General features: G+C 61.1%; 9 protein-coding genes. 6 read left to right on the top strand and 3 right to left on the bottom strand.

Annotated features, from left to right (window positions below; genetic code table 11):
• The 3 genes from LG409_RS05720 (at position 1) to LG409_RS05730 (ending at position 15,120) form a co-directional block, all read left to right on the top strand.
• Positions 1-14,196, top strand: a complete 14,196-nt coding sequence (locus tag LG409_RS05720) for an Ig-like domain-containing protein (protein ID WP_227407793.1) — start codon at positions 1-3, stop codon at positions 14,194-14,196.
• A 73-nt stretch (positions 14,197-14,269) separates the two neighbouring features.
• Complete coding sequence (locus LG409_RS05725) at positions 14,270-14,746, top strand: hypothetical protein (protein ID WP_227407794.1); 477 nt, start codon at positions 14,270-14,272, stop codon at positions 14,744-14,746.
• Positions 14,747-14,796: 50 nt separating this feature from the next.
• Positions 14,797-15,120 (top strand): tryptophan synthase subunit beta like protein, encoded by a 324-nt coding sequence (locus LG409_RS05730; protein ID WP_227407795.1) that lies wholly within the window; start codon positions 14,797-14,799, stop codon positions 15,118-15,120.
• A gap of 42 nt (positions 15,121-15,162) precedes the next feature.
• Here the strand turns inward: LG409_RS05730 and LG409_RS05735 are convergent, their stop codons facing one another.
• From LG409_RS05735 to LG409_RS05745, 3 genes are all read right to left on the bottom strand, one after another.
• Entirely contained in the window at positions 15,163-17,070 is a 1,908-nt protein-coding gene (locus LG409_RS05735; RefSeq protein WP_227407796.1) for a bifunctional diguanylate cyclase/phosphodiesterase, read from the bottom strand.
• Between the two features lie 14 nt (positions 17,071-17,084).
• Positions 17,085-17,789: a transglutaminase-like cysteine peptidase gene (locus tag LG409_RS05740; RefSeq protein ID WP_227407797.1), complete on the bottom strand. Its 705-nt coding sequence runs from the start codon at positions 17,787-17,789 to the stop codon at positions 17,085-17,087.
• A gap of 92 nt (positions 17,790-17,881) precedes the next feature.
• Positions 17,882-18,529 carry an arylesterase gene (locus LG409_RS05745; protein ID WP_446718790.1) on the bottom strand — a complete coding sequence of 216 codons (648 nt, stop codon included), beginning with the start codon at positions 18,527-18,529 and terminating at the stop codon, positions 17,882-17,884.
• Positions 18,530-18,644: 115 nt separating this feature from the next.
• Between LG409_RS05745 and LG409_RS05750 the strand changes: the two genes are divergently transcribed.
• From LG409_RS05750 to LG409_RS05760, 3 genes are all read left to right on the top strand, one after another.
• Entirely contained in the window at positions 18,645-19,460 is an 816-nt protein-coding gene (locus LG409_RS05750) for an ABC transporter ATP-binding protein (protein ID WP_227407798.1), read from the top strand.
• On the top strand, positions 19,453-22,017 hold the full coding sequence (locus LG409_RS05755; protein ID WP_227407799.1) for an ABC transporter permease: 2,565 nt from the start codon (positions 19,453-19,455) through the stop codon (positions 22,015-22,017). The genes LG409_RS05750 and LG409_RS05755 overlap by 8 nt, the downstream gene beginning before the upstream one ends.
• A gap of 755 nt (positions 22,018-22,772) precedes the next feature.
• Positions 22,773-23,201, top strand: a complete 429-nt coding sequence (locus tag LG409_RS05760; protein WP_227407800.1) for an REP-associated tyrosine transposase — start codon at positions 22,773-22,775, stop codon at positions 23,199-23,201.
• The last annotated feature ends 145 nt before the right edge of the window (positions 23,202-23,346 follow it).

The following is a 23,346-nucleotide window of genomic DNA, read 5'->3' on the forward strand; positions in this document are numbered from 1 at the left end:
ATGGCAACGGCAACGGTTATCTCGATTTCAGGTCAAGCATGGGCGCGTGACGAAGACGGCAACCTGCGTGAACTGCGTATTGGCGACGTCATCCAGGAAGGTGAAACCCTCGTCACCTCCGCCGATGGTCGTGTAGAGCTGGATTTTGCCGATGGTACCGGCGCCAATGTGGTCGAGGGTGGCCAGGAAGTGGCCGTCACCCCTGAACTGGATGTCGATGCCATTGTCGCCACGGACGCCAGCGCTCTGGACGATGATTTGGAAGCCCTGCTTGCCGCCCTCGAAGATGAAGACGGTGACCTCCTCGATATCCTGGATGCCACAGCGGCCGGTGCTGGCGCAGGTGGCGGCGGCGGTGGCGGCAGCAGCTTCGTGCGCGTTGCCCGTATTGCCGAAGAAACCGACCCACAAAGCTTCAGCACCGAAGGCGGACTGGAAGGCGCCGAATTCGTAGAATTTGATGGTGGCGCCGCCGCTACCGCTGCTGCTGATGACACAGATGCCGATGCAGATGCGGATGCGGACGCCGATGCGGACGCCGATGCCGATGCCGATGCCGATGCCGACGCTGATGCCGATGCAGACGCTGATGCGGATGCCGACGCCGACGCCGATGCAGACGCTGATGCTGATGCTGATGCGGATGCCGACGCTGATGCCGATGCCGATGCCGATGCCGATGCCGACGCGGACGCCGATGCAGACGCTGATGCGGACGCTGACGCCGACGCCGACGCCGACGCCGATGCTGATGCCGATGCCGATGCAGATGGTGATGCAGACGCCGATGCGGACGCCGATGCCGACGCCGATGCAGATGCGGACGCTGATGCGGATGCAGACGCTGATGCTGATGCAGATGCGGACGCCGATGCGGATGCAGACGCAGACGCAGACGCGGATGCCGATGCCGATGCCGATGCAGATGCCGACGCAGATGCAGATGCAGATGCCGATGCCGATGCAGATGCCGACGCCGACGCCGATGCAGACGCTGATGCGGATGCCGATGCCGATGCCGATGCCGATGCCGATGCGGATGCGGATGCAGATGCAGATGCAGATGCAGATGCAGATGCGGACGCCGACGCGGATGCCGATGCCGATGCCGATGCCGATGCGGATGCCGACGCAGACGCCGATGCGGATGCTGACGCGGACGCCGATGCAGACGCAGATGCTGATGCTGATGCCGACGCAGATGCTGACTCAGACGCCGATGCAGACGCCGACGCCGACGCTGATGCAGACGCAGACGCAGACGCAGACGCAGACGCAGACGCAGACGCGGATGCAGATGCAGATGCCGACGCAGATGCGGATGCAGATGCCGATGCAGACGCTGATGCCGACGCCGACGCCGACGCCGACGCCGACGCCGATGCCGACGCAGACGCAGACGCAGACGCAGACGCCGATGCTGACGCCGATGCAGATGCAGATGCGGATGCGGATGCCGACGCAGACGCAGACGCTGATGCCGATGCCGATGCCGATGCCGATGCCGATGCCGATGCCGATGCTGACGCAGACGCTGATGCCGACGCTGACGCCGATGCCGACGCCGACGCTGATGCAGATGCAGATGCCGACGCGGATGCTGACGCCGACGCAGATGCGGATGCAGACGCCGACGCTGATGCCGATGCCGACGCAGACGCAGACGCAGACGCAGACGCAGACGCAGACGCGGATGCTGACGCCGACGCCGACGCCGATGCAGATGCTGACGCTGACGCCGATGCGGACGCCGACGCAGATGCCGACGCAGATGCCGACGCGGATGCAGATGCGGATGCCGATGCCGACGCGGATGCAGACGCCGACGCTGATGCCGACGCAGACGCAGACGCAGACGCAGACGCAGACGCAGACGCAGACGCAGACGCTGATGCCGATGCCGATTTGGAAGCCACCATCACCATCGACACCCTGGCGGGTGACGACGTGATCAACGGTGCCGAAGCGGCCGAGGGCAACCTCATCACCGTTACCGGCACCGTGGGCGGCGACGCCAAGGCCGGTGACACCGTCACCCTGACCGTGGGCGGCCAGGAATTTACCGGTCTGGTGGGCGAAGACCTCACCTACGCCATCGACGTGCCCGGATCGCTGCTGGCCGACAACGACAGCATCAGCGCCACCGTGAGCGGCGAAGATGCGGCGGGCAACCCCTACAGCGCCGACGCCGAGCGTGACTACACCGTCAACCTGGACGCAGAAGCCACCATCACCATCGACACCCTGGCGGGTGACGACGTGATCAACGGTGTCGAAGCGGCCGAGGGCAACCTCATCACCGTTACCGGCACCGTGGGCGGCGACGCCAAGGCCGGTGACACCGTCACCCTGACCGTGGGCGGCCAAGAATTTACCGGTCTGGTGGGCGAAGACCTCACCTACGCCATCGACGTGCCCGGATCGCTGCTGGCCGACAACGACAGCATCAGCGCCACCGTGAGCGGCGAAGATGCGGCGGGCAACCCCTACAGCGCCGACGCCGAGCGTGACTACACCGTCAACCTGGACGCAGAAGCCACCATCACCATCGACACCCTGGCGGGTGACGACGTGATCAACGGCGCCGAAGCGGCCGAGGGCAACCTCATCACCGTTACCGGCACCGTGGGCGGCGACGCCAAGGCCGGTGACACCGTCACCCTGACCGTGGGCGGCCAAGAATTTACCGGTCTGGTGGGCGAAGACCTCACCTACGCCATCGACGTGCCCGGATCGCTGCTGGCCGACAACGACAGCATCAGCGCCACCGTGAGCGGCGAAGATGCGGCGGGTAACCCCTACAGCGCCGACGCCGAGCGTGACTACACCGTCAACCTGGACGCCACCGCCACCATCACCATCGACACCCTGGCGGGTGACGACGTGATCAACGGCGCCGAAGCGGCTGAGGGCAACCTCATCACCGTTACCGGCACCGTGGGCGGCGACGCCAAGGCTGGTGACACCGTCACCCTGACCGTGGGCGGCCAAGAATTTACCGGTCTGGTGGGCGAAGACCTCACCTACGCCATCGACGTGCCCGGATCGCTGCTGGCCGACAACGACAGCATCAGCGCCACCGTGAGCGGCGAAGATGCGGCGGGCAACCCCTACAGCGCCGACGCCGAGCGTGACTACACCGTCAACCTGGACGCAGAAGCCACCATCACCATCGACACCCTGGCGGGTGACGACGTGATCAACGGTGTCGAAGCGGCCGAGGGCAACCTCATCACCGTTACCGGCACCGTGGGCGGCGACGCCAAGGCTGGTGACACCGTCACCCTGACCGTGGGCGGCCAAGAATTTACCGGTCTGGTGGGCGAAGACCTCACCTACGCCATCGACGTGCCCGGATCGCTGCTGGCCGACAACGACAGCATCAGCGCCACCGTGAGCGGCGAAGATGCGGCGGGTAACCCCTACAGCGCCGACGCCGAGCGTGACTACACCGTCAACCTGGACGCCACCGCCACCATCACCATCGACACCCTGGCAGGTGACGACGTGATCAACGGTGCCGAAGCGGCCGAGGGCAACCTCATCACCGTCACCGGCACCGTGGGCGGCGACGCCAAGGCCGGTGACACCGTCACCCTGACCGTGGGCGGCCAAGAATTTACCGGTCTGGTGGGCGAAGACCTCACCTACGCCATCGACGTGCCCGGATCGCTGCTGGCCGACAACGACAGCATCAGCGCCACCGTGAGCGGCGAAGATGCGGCGGGCAACCCCTACAGCGCCGACGCCGAGCGTGACTACACCGTCAACCTGGACGCAGAAGCCACCATCACCATCGACACCCTGGCGGGTGACGACGTGATCAACGGCGCCGAAGCGGCCGAGGGCAACCTCATCACCGTTACCGGCACCGTGGGCGGCGACGCCAAGGCCGGTGACACCGTCACCCTGACCGTGGGCGGCCAAGAATTTACCGGTCTGGTGGGCGAAGACCTCACCTACGCCATCGACGTGCCCGGATCGCTGCTGGCCGACAACGACAGCATCAGCGCCACCGTGAGCGGCGAAGATGCGGCGGGTAACCCCTACAGCGCCGACGCCGAGCGTGACTACACCGTCAACCTGGACGCCACCGCCACCATCACCATCGACACCCTGGCGGGTGACGACGTGATCAACGGCGCCGAAGCGGCTGAGGGCAACCTCATCACCGTTACCGGCACCGTGGGCGGCGACGCCAAGGCTGGTGACACCGTCACCCTGACCGTGGGCGGCCAAGAATTTACCGGTCTGGTGGGCGAAGACCTCACCTACGCCATCGACGTGCCCGGATCGCTGCTGGCCGACAACGACAGCATCAGCGCCACCGTGAGCGGCGAAGATGCGGCGGGTAACCCCTACAGCGCCGACGCCGAGCGTGACTACACCGTCAACCTGGACGCCACCGCCACCATCACCATCGACACCCTGGCAGGTGACGACGTGATCAACGGTGCCGAAGCGGCCGAGGGCAACCTCATCACCGTCACCGGCACCGTGGGCGGCGACGCCAAGGCCGGTGACACCGTCACCCTGACCGTGGGCGGCCAAGAATTTACCGGTCTGGTGGGCGAAGACCTCACCTACGCCATCGACGTGCCCGGATCGCTGCTGGCCGACAACGACAGCATCAGCGCCACCGTGAGCGGCGAAGATGCGGCGGGCAACCCCTACAGCGCCGACGCCGAGCGTGACTACACCGTCAACCTGGACGCAGAAGCCACCATCACCATCGACACCCTGGCGGGTGACGACGTGATCAACGGCGCCGAAGCGGCTGAGGGCAACCTCATCACCGTTACCGGCACCGTGGGCGGCGACGCCAAGGCTGGTGACACCGTCACCCTGACCGTGGGCGGCCAAGAATTTACCGGTCTGGTGGGCGAAGACCTCACCTACGCCATCGACGTGCCCGGATCGCTGCTGGCCGACAACGACAGCATCAGCGCCACCGTGAGCGGCGAAGATGCGGCGGGCAACCCCTACAGCGCCGACGCCGAGCGTGACTACACCGTCAACCTGGACGCAGAAGCCACCATCACCATCGACACCCTGGCGGGTGACGACGTGATCAACGGTGTCGAAGCGGCCGAGGGCAACCTCATCACCGTTACCGGCACCGTGGGCGGCGACGCCAAGGCTGGTGACACCGTCACCCTGACCGTGGGCGGCCAAGAATTTACCGGTCTGGTGGGCGAAGACCTCACCTACGCCATCGACGTGCCCGGATCGCTGCTGGCCGACAACGACAGCATCAGCGCCACCGTGAGCGGCGAAGATGCGGCGGGTAACCCCTACAGCGCCGACGCCGAGCGTGACTACACCGTCAACCTGGACGCCACCGCCACCATCACCATCGACACCCTGGCAGGTGACGACGTGATCAACGGTGCCGAAGCGGCCGAGGGCAACCTCATCACCGTCACCGGCACCGTGGGCGGCGACGCCAAGGCCGGTGACACCGTCACCCTGACCGTGGGCGGCCAAGAATTTACCGGTCTGGTGACCGCCGATGCCAACGGCAACCTGGTCTACGCCATCGACGTGCCCGGATCGCTGCTGGCGGCCAACGACAGCATCAGCGCCTATGTGAGCGGCGAAGATGCGGCCGGCAACCCCTACAGCGCTGAGACCGACAAGTCCTATGACGTGAACCTGGGCGCAGAAGCCACCATCACCATCGACACCCTGGCGGGTGACGACGTGATCAACGGCGCCGAAGCGGCCGAGGGCAACCTCATCACCGTCACCGGCACCGTGGGCGGCGACGCCAAGGCCGGTGACACCGTCACCCTGACCGTGGGCGGCCAAGAATTTACCGGTCTGGTGGGCGAAGACCTCACCTACGCCATCGACGTCCCCGGATCGCTGCTGGCCGACAACGACAGCATCAGCGCCTCTGTGAGCGGCGAAGATGCGGCGGGCAACCCCTACAGCGCCGACGCCGAGCGTGACTACACCGTCAACCTGGACGCCACTGCCACCATCACCATCGACACCCTGGCGGGTGACGACGTGATCAACGGTGCCGAAGCGGCCGAAGGCAACCTCATCACCGTTACCGGCACCGTGGGCGGCGACGCCAAGGCCGGCGACACCGTCACCCTGACCGTGGGCGGCCAGGAATTTACCGGCCTGGTGGGCGAAGACCTCACCTACGCCATCGACGTCCCTGGATCGCTGCTGGCCGACAACGACAGCATCAGCGCCTCCGTGAGCGGCGAAGACGCGGCGGGCAACCCCTACAGCGCCGACGCCGAGCGTGACTACACCGTCAACCTGGACGCAGAAGCCACCATCACCATCGACACCCTGGCGGGTGACGACGTGATCAACGGCGCCGAAGCGGCCGAGGGCAACCTCATCACCGTTACCGGCACCGTGGGCGGCGACGCCAAGGCCGGTGACACCGTCACCCTGACCGTGGGCGGCCAAGAATTTACCGGCCTGGTGGGCGAAGACCTCACCTACGCCATCGAGGTGCCCGGATCGCTGCTGGCCGACAACGACAGCATCAGCGCCTCTGTGAGCGGCGAAGATGCGGCGGGCAACCCCTACAGCGCCGACGCCGAGCGTGACTACACCGTCAACCTGGACGCCACTGCCACCATCACCATCGACACCCTGGCGGGTGACGACGTGATCAACGGCGCCGAAGCGGCCGAGGGCAACCTCATCACCGTTACCGGCACCGTGGGCGGCGACGCCAAGGCTGGCGACACCGTCACCCTGACCGTGGGTGGCCAGACCTTCACCGGCCTGGTGGGTGAAGACCTCACCTACGCCATCGACGTGCCCGGATCGCTGCTGGCCGACAACGACAGCATCAGCGCCTCTGTGAGCGGCGAAGATGCGGCGGGCAACCCCTACAGCGCCGACGCCGAGCGTGACTACACCGTCAACCTGGACGCCACTGCCACCATCACCATCGACACCCTGGCGGGTGACGACGTGATCAACGGCGCCGAAGCGGCCGAGGGCAACCTCATCACCGTTACCGGCACCGTGGGCGGCGACGCCAAGGCTGGCGACACCGTCACCCTGACCGTGGGTGGCCAGACCTTCACCGGCCTGGTGGGCGACGACCTCACCTACGCCATCGACGTGCCCGGATCGCTGCTGGCCGACAACGACAGCATCAGCGCCTCTGTGAGCGGCGAAGATGCGGCAGGCAACGCCTACCGCGCCGAGACCGACCGCGGCTACGGCGTGAATACCGAGGCCGAAGCCACCATCACCATCGACACCATCGCCGGTGACGACGTGATCAACGGCGAAGAAGCGACCCAGACCATCACCATCACCGGCACCGTGGGCGGCGACGCCCGCGAAGGTGACACCGTCACCCTGACCGTGGGTGGCCAGGAGTTCACCGGCACCGTAGGTGCCGACCTGACCTACGCCATCGACGTACCGGGCTCACTGCTGGCTGAGAACGACACCATCAGTGCCGAAGTGACCGGTAGCGACGACGCAGGCAACGCCTACCGCGCCGAGACCGACCGCGGCTACGGCGTGAATACCGAGGCCGAAGCCACCATCACCATCGACACCATCGCCGGTGACGACGTGATCAACGGCGAAGAAGCGACCCAGACCATCACCATCACCGGCACCGTGGGCGGCGACGCCCGCGAAGGTGACACCGTCACCCTGACCGTGGGTGGCCAGGAGTTCACCGGCACCGTAGGTGCCGACCTGACCTACGCCATCGACGTACCGGGCTCACTGCTGGCTGAGAACGACACCATCAGTGCCGAAGTGACCGGTAGCGACGACGCAGGCAACGCCTACCGCGCCGAGACCGACCGCGGCTACGGCGTGAATACCGAGGCCGAAGCCACCATCACCATCGACACCATCGCCGGTGACGACGTGATCAACGGCGAAGAAGCGACCCAGACCATCACCATCACCGGCACCGTGGGCGGCGACGCCCGCGAAGGTGACACCGTCACCCTGACCGTGGGCGGCCAGGAGTTCACCGGCACCGTAGGTGCCGACCTGACCTACGCCATCGACGTACCGGGCTCACTGCTGGCTGAGAACGACACCATCAGTGCCGAAGTGACCGGTAGCGACGACGCAGGCAACGCCTACCGCGCCGAGACCGACCGCGGCTACGGCGTGAATACCGAGGCCGAAGCCACCATCACCATCGACACCATCGCCGGTGACGACGTGATCAACGGCGAAGAAGCGACCCAGACCATCACCATCACCGGCACCGTGGGCGGCGACGCCCGCGAAGGTGACACCGTCACCCTGACCGTGGGCGGCCAGGAGTTCACCGGCACCGTAGGTGCCGACCTGACCTACGCCATCGACGTACCGGGCTCACTGCTGGCTGAGAACGACACCATCAGTGCCGAAGTGACCGGTAGCGACGACGCAGGCAACGCCTACCGCGCCGAGACCGACCGCGGCTACGGCGTGAATACCGAGGCCGAAGCCACCATCACCATCGACACCATCGCCGGTGACGACGTGATCAACGGCGAAGAAGCGACCCAGACCATCACCATCACCGGCACCGTGGGCGGCGACGCCCGCGAAGGTGACACCGTCACCCTGACCGTGGGCGGCCAGGAGTTCACCGGCACCGTAGGTGCCGACCTGACCTACGCCATCGACGTACCGGGCTCACTGCTGGCTGAGAACGACACCATCAGTGCCGAAGTGACCGGTAGCGACGACGCAGGCAACGCCTACCGCGCCGAGACCGACCGCGGCTACGGCGTGAATACCGAGGCCGAAGCCACCATCACCATCGACACCATCGCCGGTGACGACGTGATCAACGGCGAAGAAGCGACCCAGACCATCACCATCACCGGCACCGTGGGCGGCGACGCCCGCGAAGGTGACACCGTCACCCTGACCGTGGGCGGCCAGGAGTTCACCGGCACCGTAGGTGCCGACCTGACCTACGCCATCGACGTACCGGGCTCACTGCTGGCTGAGAACGACACCATCAGTGCCGAAGTGACCGGTAGCGACGACGCAGGCAACGCCTACCGCGCCGAGACCGACCGCGGCTACGGCGTGAATACCGAGGCCGAAGCCACCATCACCATCGACACCATCGCCGGTGACGACGTGATCAACGGCGAAGAAGCGACCCAGACCATCACCATCACCGGCACCGTGGGCGGCGACGCCCGCGAAGGTGACACCGTCACCCTGACCGTGGGTGGCCAGGAGTTCACCGGCACCGTAGGTGCCGACCTGACCTACGCCATCGACGTACCGGGCTCACTGCTGGCTGAGAACGACACCATCAGTGCCGAAGTGACCGGTAGCGACGACGCAGGCAACGCCTACCGCGCCGAGACCGACCGCGGCTACGGCGTGAATACCGAGGCCGAAGCCACCATCACCATCGACACCATCGCCGGTGACGACGTGATCAACGGCGAAGAAGCGACCCAGACCATCACCATCACCGGCACCGTGGGCGGCGACGCCCGCGAAGGTGACACCGTCACCCTGACCGTGGGCGGCCAGGAGTTCACCGGCACCGTAGGTGCCGACCTGACCTACGCCATCGACGTACCGGGCTCACTGCTGGCTGAGAACGACACCATCAGTGCCGAAGTGACCGGTAGCGACGACGCAGGCAACGCCTACCGCGCCGAGACCGACCGCGGCTACGGCGTGAATACCGAGGCCGAAGCCACCATCACCATCGACACCATCGCCGGTGACGACGTGATCAACGGCGAAGAAGCGACCCAGACCATCACCATCACCGGCACCGTGGGCGGCGACGCCCGCGAAGGTGACACTGTCACCCTGACCGTGGGCGGCCAGGAGTTCACCGGCACCGTAGGTGCCGACCTGACCTACGCCATCGACGTACCGGGCTCACTGCTGGCTGAGAACGACACCATCAGTGCCGAAGTGACCGGTAGCGACGACGCAGGCAACGCCTACCGCGCCGAGACCGACCGCGGCTACGGCGTGAATACCGAGGCCGAAGCCACCATCACCATCGACACCATCGCCGGTGACGACGTGATCAACGGCGAAGAAGCGACCCAGACCATCACCATCACCGGCACCGTGGGCGGCGACGCCCGCGAAGGTGACACCGTCACCCTGACCGTGGGTGGCCAGGAGTTCACCGGCACCGTAGGTGCCGACCTGACCTACGCCATCGACGTACCGGGCTCACTGCTGGCTGAGAACGACACCATCAGTGCCGAAGTGACCGGTAGCGACGACGCAGGCAACGCCTACCGCGCCGAGACCGACCGCGGCTACGGCGTGAATACCGAGGCCGAAGCCACCATCACCATCGACACCATCGCCGGTGACGACGTGATCAACGGCGAAGAAGCGACCCAGACCATCACCATCACCGGCACCGTGGGCGGCGACGCCCGCGAAGGTGACACCGTCACCCTGACCGTGGGCGGCCAGGAGTTCACCGGCACCGTAGGTGCCGACCTGACCTACGCCATCGACGTACCGGGCTCACTGCTGGCTGAGAACGACACCATCAGTGCCGAAGTGACCGGTAGCGACGACGCAGGCAACGCCTACCGCGCCGAGACCGACCGCGGCTACGGCGTGAATACCGAGGCCGAAGCCACCATCACCATCGACACCATCGCCGGTGACGACGTGATCAACGGCGAAGAAGCGACCCAGACCATCACCATCACCGGCACCGTGGGCGGCGACGCCCGCGAAGGTGACACCGTCACCCTGACCGTGGGCGGCCAGGAGTTCACCGGCACCGTAGGTGCCGACCTGACCTACGCCATCGACGTACCGGGCTCACTGCTGGCTGAGAACGACACCATCAGTGCCGAAGTGACCGGTAGCGACGACGCAGGCAACGCCTACCGCGCCGAGACCGACCGCGGCTACGGCGTGAATACCGAGGCCGAAGCCACCATCACCATCGACACCATCGCCGGTGACGACGTGATCAACGGCGAAGAAGCGACCCAGACCATCACCATCACCGGCACCGTGGGCGGCGACGCCCGCGAAGGTGACACCGTCACCCTGACCGTGGGTGGCCAGGAGTTCACCGGCACCGTAGGTGCCGACCTGACCTACGCCATCGACGTACCGGGCTCACTGCTGGCTGAGAACGACACCATCAGTGCCGAAGTGACCGGTAGCGACGACGCAGGCAACCCCTACAGTGCCGAGGCTGACCGCGGCTACGGAATCGACCTCGCTCCTAGTGCTGAGGGTGGCCAGATCGTCGGTAAAGAAGACACTGCACTGGCGATTAAGTGGGATGACTTTAATATTTCAGATGATGATTCTGCTGATGAAGAGCTAGGTGTCACTATTACTCGGCTGCCTGAAGCGGGCACGCTGCAATTTAAAGACGCCGATGGGAACTGGCAGAGTGTTAGTGAAAACAGCCACTTCACCAAAGCACAAATCGATTCAGGGATGTTGCGCTTCTTGCCAGCTGAGAACGAGTCAGGCTTTGACGGTTATGAGGGTGAAGGAGTCGGTAACCAGCAGGCTGACTATGCCCACCTCTCTTTCCGCCCGACCGATGCTCGCAACGAGGGCGAAGAAGCAACACTACAAATTGATATCAAACCCATTGCGGACGCACCGGAAATCTCCATGGTGGTAACACCTGGTGAAAAGCAGGGCGACGTAGGTAGTGAAATTATCAAAGTAAACGGTGGTAGTGGGGTTGCTGGTGGCTTTGATGTTCAAAATGGCCAGATTGTTAAGATAGGCGATGGCGTTCGTGTGTGGTTAACGGAAGGGGATAGTGCCCCTGAAATTGCCAATCCCGGCACTTCGAATGCTGGCGTTGTACAGTACTATGGCCAGGGTAATGCCAATGGTAGTGGCGATTACGCCGATATTTTTGTAGTACATTCGGGCAGCGGCTACTCGCAGGACGGAAACTGGAGAAGTTTGGATTCCGTTTCCGGGAATAGAACCCAAGCAACGAGCGGAGCGAAACAAGACTATATCTTTGTCTCCCAAGAAGAAGGGTATGATTACGGGGTTACTTGGAGTACGAATAATAATTCAGAGACTAAGGTCAATACATTAGACGGTGTTCGAGTCTCTTACTCTTCTGGTGCCCAGCAGGGATACTTGATTGGCCAGATGAGCAACAACCTCGAAGGCGTTATTTACGCAGATGGCACTACCTACACTGCCTCAAGTGACCGTACCAGCGTTGAAATCACAACAGGCGATGTATACCAACAGTACACAGTTGAGCTATCAGCTGCGCTCACTGATACGGATGGTAGTGAAATATTATCTGGCATTAAGCTTAGTGGTATACCCGCTGGCTCAACGGTTGAATTAGCAAATGCGCCACAAGGTGTAGAGCTTGTTCAAAATAACGGTGGTTGGTTAATTAGCAACCCGGATCAGGCCGATCTCAATGACATCGTATTGTCTGTGACTGTGCCTGTGGACGCTGGAGAGTTCCATCTAGAGGCTAGCGTTACATCGAAAGAGATTATTCGCGACGCGGATGGTAATCCGGTTTATGAGGACGGCCAGCTAGTTATCGTTGATAGTGCAACCAGCACTGTTACTAACGCAGTTGAACAATACAACATCATCGTCGGCTCGCCCGGTGGCGACACGATAGCTGGCACCAGTGCAAATGACATTATCATTGGTGATGTTGCAGGTCTTCAGTTAGTGCCAGGTGAAAACTACAACCTAGCGTTCATGGTAGATACATCGGGCAGTATGTCGACTGCCGATATTGCCCATGCTAAGGCATCGCTGACCGAAGTGTTTAATACACTCCAACAGAGTGTGGGCGAGGATAATGCCGGCACCGTTAACATCTTCTTGGTAGAGTTTGATACACAGGCTGGAAAAAATGTCAGTGTCAATTTGTCGGATCCGCAGGCACTGTCAAAACTTCAGTCGGTGTTAAATGAGTTTCAGCGTGGTGGGGGTACTAACTACGAAGACGTATTTAAAACCACGGCCAACTGGTTCTATTCAGACGCTGTACAAGCCAATCCTGGTACTAACCAGACCTACTTTATTACCGATGGTTTGCCGACGTATTATCAAGCCAATGAGAGGGAGACGGTGGTTGTAGGCTCCAGAGGAAGTAATCGTTGGAACTTGACTATCGATGACATTGACTATGTACCTGGCCAGTCATATTCGATGAATATTGATGGCCAAGTCAGAGAAGTTATTGATTCAAATGGCAATGTCCAACAGTGGACTCATAGCTCTGGATGTGGTGGAGGAAGTTGGAGTAGCAGTGTTATAGGACAGGTAAGAGCAGAGGGAGATGGTACATACGAAATTTCTGTACTTGATGGTAATGGCAGAAATACCACACAAACGGTGGTCCAAAATTCACAGGAATCATTTGAACTGTTAGATGCTGTATCGTCGGTTAATGCTATTGGCGTGGGCAACGAACTGAATGAAAGTAATCTGCGGGCATACGACTCTGACGGTATTGTTCAGTCAAATATCGATCCTGAGCAACTCGCGGATGCCATCCTTGGAGAGAATGTTCAACTGCCGTCTGGTGACGATACAGTTTTCGGAGGTGATGGAAATGATATCCTATTTGGAGATCAGGTTACCTTTGCAGGTATTAATAGTAATGGGTTGCCTGCCCTTAAAGCGTACGTTGCTGGTCAACTAGGTATTACGGATCCTAATCAGGTGTCTGCTGAGCAGATTCATACGTACATTACTGAAAACCATTCAGAGTTCAATAATCCTGCCGGAGGAGGAGGTAATGATATTCTGATCGGTGGTGATGGTGATGACATTCTGTTTGGGCAAGGAGGCAATGATACGCTGATAGGTGGTACTGGTAATGACATCATGTATGGCGGTAGTGGCGCCAATACCTTTGTATGGGAGTCGGGCGATGAAGGTTCAGAGCAGAGACCTGCTGTGGATCAGGTTATGGACTTCAATTTAGGGCAGTTTGGTGTCGACTCAGCAGCAGATCGTTTGGATATAGCGGATCTATTGCAAGGTGAAAATGCGGAAAATCTGGACCAATATATTAAAGCTGAACAACAGGGTGCAGATACCGTGCTGCACATTAAGTCTGATGGGGGGTTGGCATCAGATGGGAGCAATGCAGATCAACAGATTGTGTTGAAAGGTGTTCAGATGCCAGAGGGTGGAAGCTCATCTGATTTCATACAGAGCATGCTAGACGACGGTCAGTTGAGAATAGATCAATAATTTTTACGATTGAGTAGACTGAGCCCCACTTTGTAGTGGGGCTCTTTTTAACGCATAAGTAGGTGGAAGTGATATGTACTTTGATCAGATACAGTTACTACGCTGGATGAAAAACGATAAGTCTGCTGTTGAATATGTTGAATTAGTTTGTGACATAGCCCATAAATGGGACGATCTAATAGATAAAGACAAGCTGCTAGATGATAATAGTATTAATAAATTATTCTTTGATATTTTGATAAGGCTTCCAAGAAATAGTTTTTATCGGAAGAATTTCGATCACCTTAACTCTGTGTTAATGAATGCTATTTCAAATTGGCAGATTGCGACCCAGATGGAAAGAGAGGGAGGTGGCTACGAAACGAGTATAGCGTTTATTTTGCGCTCATCCTATGTAGACCTCATAACACAGGCTGCTCTGCTTTGTGGTGGTAATCAATGGGCTTGCACAGTTGGAGCAGAAGCGCGAGCGATCACTCACAGTGAGACTTATGAAGGCTATCTCAAAAATCTAGCTCTCGAAAAAAAAGCTAGGTCATCTCAGAATTAACCTATTACGCTAAGTGTAATAACTGTTAGCCTTACAAATGGATAAAGACAATGCTCTATATCAAGCGTAATGAAGAGGGAGAGATCGTGATGCTCAGCAAAGAACCATCGCCAGAGTGTAATGATACTGTTGAGGGAGACTCGCCAGAAGTATTGGCCTTTCTTGCCGGACAAGTAGGTGGGGCTTCGCAGTTTATCGCTTCTGATTTGGCTTTCGTACGCGTAGTTGAGGATCTGCTGGAAGTTCTACTGGCAAAGGGCGTGCTGAGCTTTACCGATTTGCCCGCTGCCGCCCAGAGCAAGGTGATGGAGCGTAAGTCGCTTCGCGCCAAGAATGATGTGAACCTATTGGGGGATGAAGATACGCTAATCTAGTCAGGGCGTGTTTCAAACACGCCCTGACATCCATTGTGAGGATTAGTCGACTCTGACAGCTGGCCCTGTCACGCCATCTACACCGGTGCGGAACAGGCTTTCCAGCTCCTCCGGGGCGGCCACGCCCTCGGCGATCACCTGAATGCCGAGTGAGTGGCACAGGGTGGCCATGCCGCGCACGATGGTCTGTTGCTCGTGGGAGGTATCGATACCCCGCACCAGGCTGCTGTCCAGCTTCAAGTAGCTTAGCCCTACGTCGTGCAGGTCGGCCAGTTTGGTGAATTCAGCACCCACGTGCTCGATGCCGAACTGGCAGCCCAGCGGGCGCAGAGCGCTGCATAGCCCGCGCAGGCTACCAATGGCGTGTGGCGTTAGCGTAGCGGGCACCTCGAAGCAAAGCTTGCGTGCCTGGGCAGGCTGCTTCTCCAGTAGCTGTCTCAGCTCATTGACGAACTCGGCATTGGTAATTGAGGCAATCGACAGGTTGATCCCAAACGATTGCTCACCATGGGTCGTGAGCTTATCCAGCGCTTTTTTGACGACAGCGATATCCAGCGCGGGTTCGAGAGAAAACCGCGCGACCCAGGGAATGAAGAGCCCCGCACTTTGCCATTCGTTGGCCAACTTGAGGCGGGCAGGGCATTCGTAGTGCAACACCTGCTGCTCGGCATCCATGACCGGGAAGTAGGCAAGCTTTGGCCCCTGGGCAATGGCGTCGGTCAGGGCCGTGCGCCACTGGGTATGATTGCCGAACAGAGAGCCCTGTTCACGCTGCCTTACTACTGTGTGGGTGGCGCTGCTGGCACTTTCCGCCTCTGCCAGGGCGTCGTCCAGCGTCGCCAGCAGCGGGCCACGTTCATCATGCGGGTGGTAGGCTAACACGGCGGTGGCCAGGCCCGGTGTGGCGCTATTGTGGGGCGACGTTACCTGTACCAGCGCCTCTTCCAGGCGAGGCAGTAGCGCGTGAGGCTTCTCCTCCATGGGTAGTATCAGCAGGAAGTCGCTGCCGTTGAGGCGGCCCACCAGGGGCTCTTCCGAGGAGCTGTCCAGGGCGGCCAGCTGCTGGGTTAGCTGCTTGAGCAGGGTATCGGTGGCCTGGTGGCCCAGCTGCTCGTTCAACTGCTCCAGGGCGCGCACGCGCACCATGACCAGCAGCCCCGTGGCACGGGCGTCTTCACTCTCCAGCAGAGCGCCCAGCTTGCCCAGCATCACGTCACGGTTCAGGGCGCCGGTCACACGGTCGTGCTGCAAGTGGCGGCGCAGTTCGTCCAGCTTTTGCCCTTCGTGGCTGAGCATCTGGCGCACGTTGGCCGACAGCACGTTCATGGCCTGAGCGACTTCACGCAGCTCCAGCGTGCGGGGCTCCTTGATGGTGGTGAAGCGGCGCGCACTGATGTCTTTGGCCTGGGCCACTACCCGCACCAGCGGGTGTTTGATGCCTCGTACCATCACCGTGGCCAGGGTCAGGCTGATCGCCCCCGCCAGCAGGAACCACCCCGCCAGCTCCAGCATGCTGCGCCATAGCGAGGCGTAGGCAAAACTGTGCTGGCTCTCCAGCTCCAGCGTGCCAAACTGTCGCCAGCCATCCTGAATGGTGGCGGTGCCCACGGGCACATCGAACTGCACCAGGCTACGAAACCAGCCGGGCACGTCACCGCTGTACTCACCGGCGCGGCGTTCCACCAGCACGTCGCCTTCGGCATCGCGCAGCACGATCGAGCGGTAATAGCCGGTATCGAACTGGGCCGCAATCAGTAGTTCAAGAATCACCAGCTCCTTGTCCAGCTGGCTCATGGAAAGCGCCAGTGCCGTGGCGTTGTCCTCGTTCTTGATGCGTACTTCCTGCTCGATGTAGGCGCGGCTGCTGTTGATGCTGATGGCCAGGCTGCCGACGAACGACAGCAGTAACAGCACGATAATGGCCAGCCAAAGCTGTTTGATCAGCGACATGGTGCCTGTTCCTCTTAGATGAATCCTTGTGATTGCATGCGCTCGATGACGCTGCGCCAGCGAGATAGCCGCGCCAGTGGGTCGGCACGAGACTCGGAGCCTCCGCCTGCCCATAAACCACTGCTATTGAAACTGAAGACGGGGTCCAGGTCGTTACGCTGGGAGGCGGGCGTGATGGAAGGCATCAAGTTATCCAGCACCAGCGGTTCGGCATTAGGCGTCGAATAGTAGCCCAGTACCATGTGTGCCTGGGTAATCTGACTGCGCCCGATACGTGCACGGACATAAATCATGCGCAGACGATCACCTGGCACCCCGAGCTGCTTTAACGTGATGTATTTGGCAATCGAATAATCTTCACAGTCACCCTGACCCTTGCCCATGGCCTCCAGAGGCGTGGCCCAGAAATCTTCCTGGCCCCACGCCTGGATATCATCCACCCAGCGAATGCGCCGGTTGAAGAAGTCATTCACGTCGCGCAGTTGCGTTTGGATATCCTGGCCCTGCAGGCGGTCGAGCAGGCTGAACCACTCTTCCAGCACGTTCATTCCGCTTTGGCCATAAAGCCGCTGCATGGATTGACGCAATTGCTGAGGGTTGAAGGCGGCCGCAGGAGAGGGCTGAAACCCCAGCCCAAGACCCAGCAACAAGGCACCTGTGACGGTCAAGAACCGCCGACGTGTCAGGCAATGAGGAGGAGGGGAGGAGTGCAGGGACATGGACGCCATGAGCGTTGAGCAAATAGAGCTTAAGATTACTCGCTGGCATGCAAAAGCGCTATCCCTGCTGGTCACAAAGTATCAACGTTTTGTTACTGGGCTGCCTGATAGGTGGCTTCCAACATGGGCTCCAGTTCGGGCCAAACGTTGTCGAGAATGATAGGCTGTGCGTCTGCCGTGGGGTGGATGCCATCGCTTTGCATCAACTGGGTATTGAGCGCCACATCTTCCAGCAGGAAAGGCACCAGTGAAAGCGAGTACTCATCCGCCAGTGAGTGGAACACGCCGGTAAAGGCATCGCGATATGCTTGCCCGTAGTTGGGAGGAATATCGATGCCCAGCAGCAGCACCTCGGCGTCGGCCTGCTGGCTCTGTTCGATCATGCTGGCCAGATTGGCGCGCATCTGGGCCGGAGGCAGGCCCCGCAGACCATCGTTGCCACCCAGCTCCAGCAGAACGATATCCGGCTGACGCTGTCGGAGAATGTCGGCGAATCGTTGCGCACCGCCAGAGGTGGTTTCACCGCTGATGCTGGCATTGACCACTTGGGCCTCGCCCTCCAGGCGCTCGGCGAGCAGCGCCACCCAGCCTTGCTCTTCCTCGATACCATAGGCAGCGCTCAAGCTATCGCCCATCACCAGCAGCGTGGGCAATGCGCGAGTATCCGAGGACGTGTCGTCGTCATCGGCGTACAAGGGGAGCACGCTCAAACAGGTCACCAGGGTGACGGCCGTCAGCATGAAGGCTCTTGAAAGTGCTGTTGGTGAGAAAGCCGTGTTTGCGAGTGTCGTGTGCATCGCCTGTCGTACAGGTACCATTCGTTGTCGAACCGTTATTAAAGGGAATCCACGCTTCATGTCCTACTCCTCTGACCCTACTTCCAAAGTGCCCAGCGATGCTGCCAATGCGCATGCGCCCACCACCGACACGCCAACGTCAGGTAAGGTTCCCCCCGTCATTGCGCCCAACGTCGTGCTGCATGCCCATCAGTTGGCAAAACGCGTGGCCAGTGGCGAGCGTTCGCTGACCATACTGGACCACCTCGACCTCAGCGTGGCCGCCGGTGAAAGCGTTGCCATTCTAGGCAAGAGCGGGGCAGGCAAGTCAACCTTGCTGGGGCTGCTGGCGGGGCTGGACACGCCAAGTGATGGTGAGCTGACGCTGTTTGGTCACCCGCTGAGCCAGCTGGATGAGGATGGGCGTGCCGCGCTCAGGGCCGGACGAGTAGGTTTCGTGTTTCAAAACTTCCAGCTGCTGCCCACGCTCAGCGCCTTCGAAAACGTGCTGCTGCCGCTGGAGTTGTCGCCCCGGGCAGGGGAAACCGCCGCCGCCCAGCAGTGGCTGGAGCGTGTGGGGCTAGGGGAGCGCACCGCGCATCTGCCCAAGCAGCTCTCTGGGGGCGAGCAGCAGCGCGTGGCGATTGCCCGTGCCTTCGTCACCGACCCGGAGCTGGTGTTCGCCGACGAACCCACCGGCAACCTCGACCCGGATACCGGCGCACAAATCATCGACCTGCTGTTCACGCTGAACCAGCAGGCGGGCACCACGCTGATTCTGGTGACTCACGACCACGCGTTGGCGCGCCGTTGCGACCGCTGCCTGCGGCTCACCAATGGCCAATTGACGCCTTTCGTTCCCGCCCCGGCCACCAGCGAGGAAGGCAATGAGTGACATCAACTGGCGGCTGGCCGCCCGTAGTTTAAAACGTGACTTGCGCGCGTCAGATGTCCGGGCGCTGTTCGTGGCCTTGATGTTGGCGGTGGCGGCATCCACTATGATCGCCTTCTTCCTGGACCGTCTGGAGCGTGGTCTGGAGCGCCAGGCCAGCCAGATATTGGGCGGCGACCTGGTGCTGGAACAGCGCGAGCCCTTCGATGAGAGCCTGCGTGCCGAACTCGAAGCGGCGGGCTTTATCCTGAGCGACCAGGTAGACCTGGTGTCGATGATTAGCCGCGGTGAGCGCTTTCAACCGGCCAGCCTCAAGGCCGTCGATGATATCTACCCGCACTATGGCGTCAACCTGGTTGATCTGGGCAACGGAGTCGAACGCCTGGCCTCCGGGCCTGGCGCCGGTGAGGCCTGGGCCGACCCGCGTCTGGCGGAGCTGATCGAGATTCAGATAGGCGATCAGGTACAGGTAGGCCAAACCGAGCTGACCATCACCGGCATCATCGAGCGTGAAGCCGACCAGTCCGCAGGGTTTGGCAACTTCAACCCCCGGCTGATGCTCAATACCGCCGACCTTGACGCCACCGGGCTGGTGCAGCCTGGCTCCCGGGTCGAGTTCGAACTGCTGGCCGCCGGGCCACCCGCTGCCTTGGAACAAGTCCAAGGCTTGCTGACACAGCTGCGCCGAAATGGCGTTGACGTTCGTGACGTGCGTGTCGACCGGCCGCAGTTGGGCAATGCACTGCAGCGCGCGGAGAGCTACCTGGGGCTGGCAGGGCTGGCGGCCGTGCTGTTGGCCGGGGTCGCAGTGGCCATGTCGACTCGTCGCTATGTCGAGCGCCATCTGGACACCGCCGCGCTGCTGCGCTGCTTCGGCGCTAGCCAGCAACAGCTAGTCATGCTGTTCAGTCTGCAGCTGGTGTGCCTGGCCTTGATGGCATCACTATTGGGCGCGGCCCTTGGGCTGGTAGGCCAGGCGCTGCTGCTGTGGTTGTTGAGCAGCTTCCTGCCCATGACGCTGCCTGCCCCCGGCATCATGCCGCTATGGCTGGGCATTTTTACCGCGCTGGCGGTGCTGGTGGGCTTTGCCGGCCCCACCTTGCTGCGCATCAAGCAGGTGAGCGCGCTGAAAGTGCTGCGTCGTGAGCTGGACCCGTTGCCGCCTGCCGCCTGGCTGGTGGTGGGCGTGGCCAGCCTGGTGTTTGGTGGCCTGCTGTGGCTCTACTCGGGCAGCTTCTCGCTGGCTCTGGCGCTGCTGCTGGGCGGTTCGCTATTGCTGGCACTGTTGTGGGGCGTCAGTGCCTTGCTGCTGAACGGCTTGTTGAAGGCAGTGCAGCGCCTCTCCGGTGCCAGTGAATGGGGCCAGGCCCTGCGTTTGGGAGGGCGGCAGTTGGCCCGCCGCAAGCAAGCCGGGCTAGGGCAACTGCTGGCCTTTTCGGTGACGTTTTTCGCCATGGCCATGATCGTGCTGGTACGTGGTGATCTGCTGACCACCTGGCAAGACCAGCTGCCGGACAACACACCCAACTACTTTGCCATCAATATCCAGCCCAGCGAACGCGAGGCCTTCGAGCAGGCCGTGGCCCCGCGCGTCGAGACCCAAAGCACGCTCTACCCCATGGTGCGCGGGCGCATCAGTGCCATCAACGGGCAAGCCCCTCGGGACGCCGTGCCACCCGATGCCCGGGGCGACAACTCCTTGCGCCGCGAGCTGAACCTCACCTGGCAAGCCACGCTGCCGGAAGGCAATCGCGTGGTGGCCGGGCAATGGTTTCGCACCTCCAGCGAGCCCCAGGGCTGGATGAGTGAAGTCGAAGCCACTGCCTCGGCGGTGGCCAGCACCGTGCCCATTTCGGTGGAAGAGGGGCTGGCAGCCCGCCTGGGGCTAGGCGTGGGCGATGAAATGACTTTCACCGTGGGGGGCGATACCATCACCACCCGTATCGACAGTTTGCGCAGCCTGAACTGGGATAGCTTCAACCCCAACTTCTTCGTGATCTTTCCGCCGGGCGTACTGGAGTCCTTTGGGCATAGCTTCATCACCGCCTTCCACTTGCCAGACGCGGAGCAGAGCCTGGTTCGCCAACTGGTCAGCGACTTCCCTGGCGTCTCGTTGCTCAACGTCGATGCCATCCTGGGCCAGGTACGTGACGTGCTCACCCAGGTAACGCGGGCTGTCGAACTGGTGCTGGCCCTGGTGCTGTTGGCAGGGGTGAGCGTGTTGTACGCCGCCCTCACGGCCAGCCGACCGGTACGCGCCCATGAAAGCGGCCTGCTGCGGGTGTTCGGGGCGGGTAATCGCATGATCTCCCGCGTGCAAGGAGCCGAGTACGCCCTGCTGGGCTTTGCCAGCGGGCTGCTGGGCGCCGTGCTGGCCGAGCTGGTCACCGCTGCGCTCTACCTCTACTGGCTCGACCTCACCCCGCGCCTGCATTGGGGCCTATGGCTAGTGCTGCCCCTGGGCGGCGCGCTGCTGATCGGCATCATTGGTCATCTGCTCTCTTACCAACTGCGCCGCCAAGCCCCCGCCGCCAGCCTGGGGCTGTTGGGAGAAGCGTAGGCAATGAAGGAGTGGCTGCCCCGGCAGCCACTCAAGCCCACTTGAGCGAGGCCCATCCATTGGCTTATAGCCAGAGCAGCCACCCAAACTATCCTGTGGGAGGCCAATTTCATTGGGCGACTGCTTGGGCAGGCACCCATATCAAGCCAGGTGCTGGAATCATCGCGAGCTAAAGCTCCCTCCCACAATAGGCTTCCAGCCACAAGAAGCTCCCAGCCACAGCAGGTCTTCTTAACCTCTGGGAGGTCAACTCATTGGCTATAGCCTGAGCAGCCACCCAAGCTATCCTGTGGGAGGCCAATTTATTGGGCGATTGCCTGGGCAGGCACCTAGGCTATCCTGTGGGAGGCCAATTTATTGGGCGACTGCTTGGGCAGTCACCCAAGCTAACCTGTGGGAGGCCAATTTATTGGGCGACTGCCTGGGCAGGCACCCGTGCTTGAATCATCGCGAGCTAAAGCTCCCTCCCACAAGAAGCTCCCAGCCACAGCAGGGCTTCTTAACCTCTGGGAGGTCAACTCATTGGCTATAGCCTGAACAGCCACCCAAGCTATCCTGTGGGAGGCCAATTTCATTGGGCGACTGTCTGGGCAGGCACCCGTGCTTGAATCGTCGCGAGCTAAAGCTCCCTCCCACAAGAAGCTTCCAGCCACAAGAAGCTCCCAGCTTCACCTGCGCTTTCTGTCATCGCTCAATCGATTAACGAAAATATGCTAGTTTAAATAAAGTTAATCACATAAAGGGAGAGTGGCCACATGAATAGAAGTTATCAGCTGAGACGTGGCAGGCTCTCCATCCCCAACAGTTATTATCTGGTGACCATCACCACTCAGCGTCGGCAACCTGTCTTTTCCACTTTTTCCCAGGCCCGTCACGCGGCTCGACACTTTTATCATCCACGTGTGTCAGTTCTTGCCACTACCTACGCCTATGTCGTCATGCCAGACCACATTCATTGGCTTTTTCAATTAAATGAACAGCTATCGGAGGCCGTAAGACGCTACAAGACCTATGTGTCTTTGGATATTGGACAGAGCGTTTGGCAGGACGGCTTTCATGATCGAATGATTAGAGATGAAACTGCCCTAAAAGCAGCGGCCAGATACATTGTCGCCAATCCATTGCGTGCCAACCTGGTCGACGATATCAAAGCCTATAGCTACTGGAATGCTATATGGCTGTAACTGGGTAGCGCAGCCACCCAAACTAACTTGTAGGAGGCCAATGCATGGGCTTATAGCCTGAGCAGCCAACCAAGCTATCCTGTGGGAGGCCAATTTATTGGGCGACTGCCTGCGCAGGCACCCAAGCTATCCTGTGGGAGGCCAA

The organism is Halomonas sp. NyZ770 (assembly GCF_020616575.1).
In the GTDB taxonomy this organism is placed as follows: domain Bacteria; phylum Pseudomonadota; class Gammaproteobacteria; order Pseudomonadales; family Halomonadaceae; genus Vreelandella; species Vreelandella hamiltonii.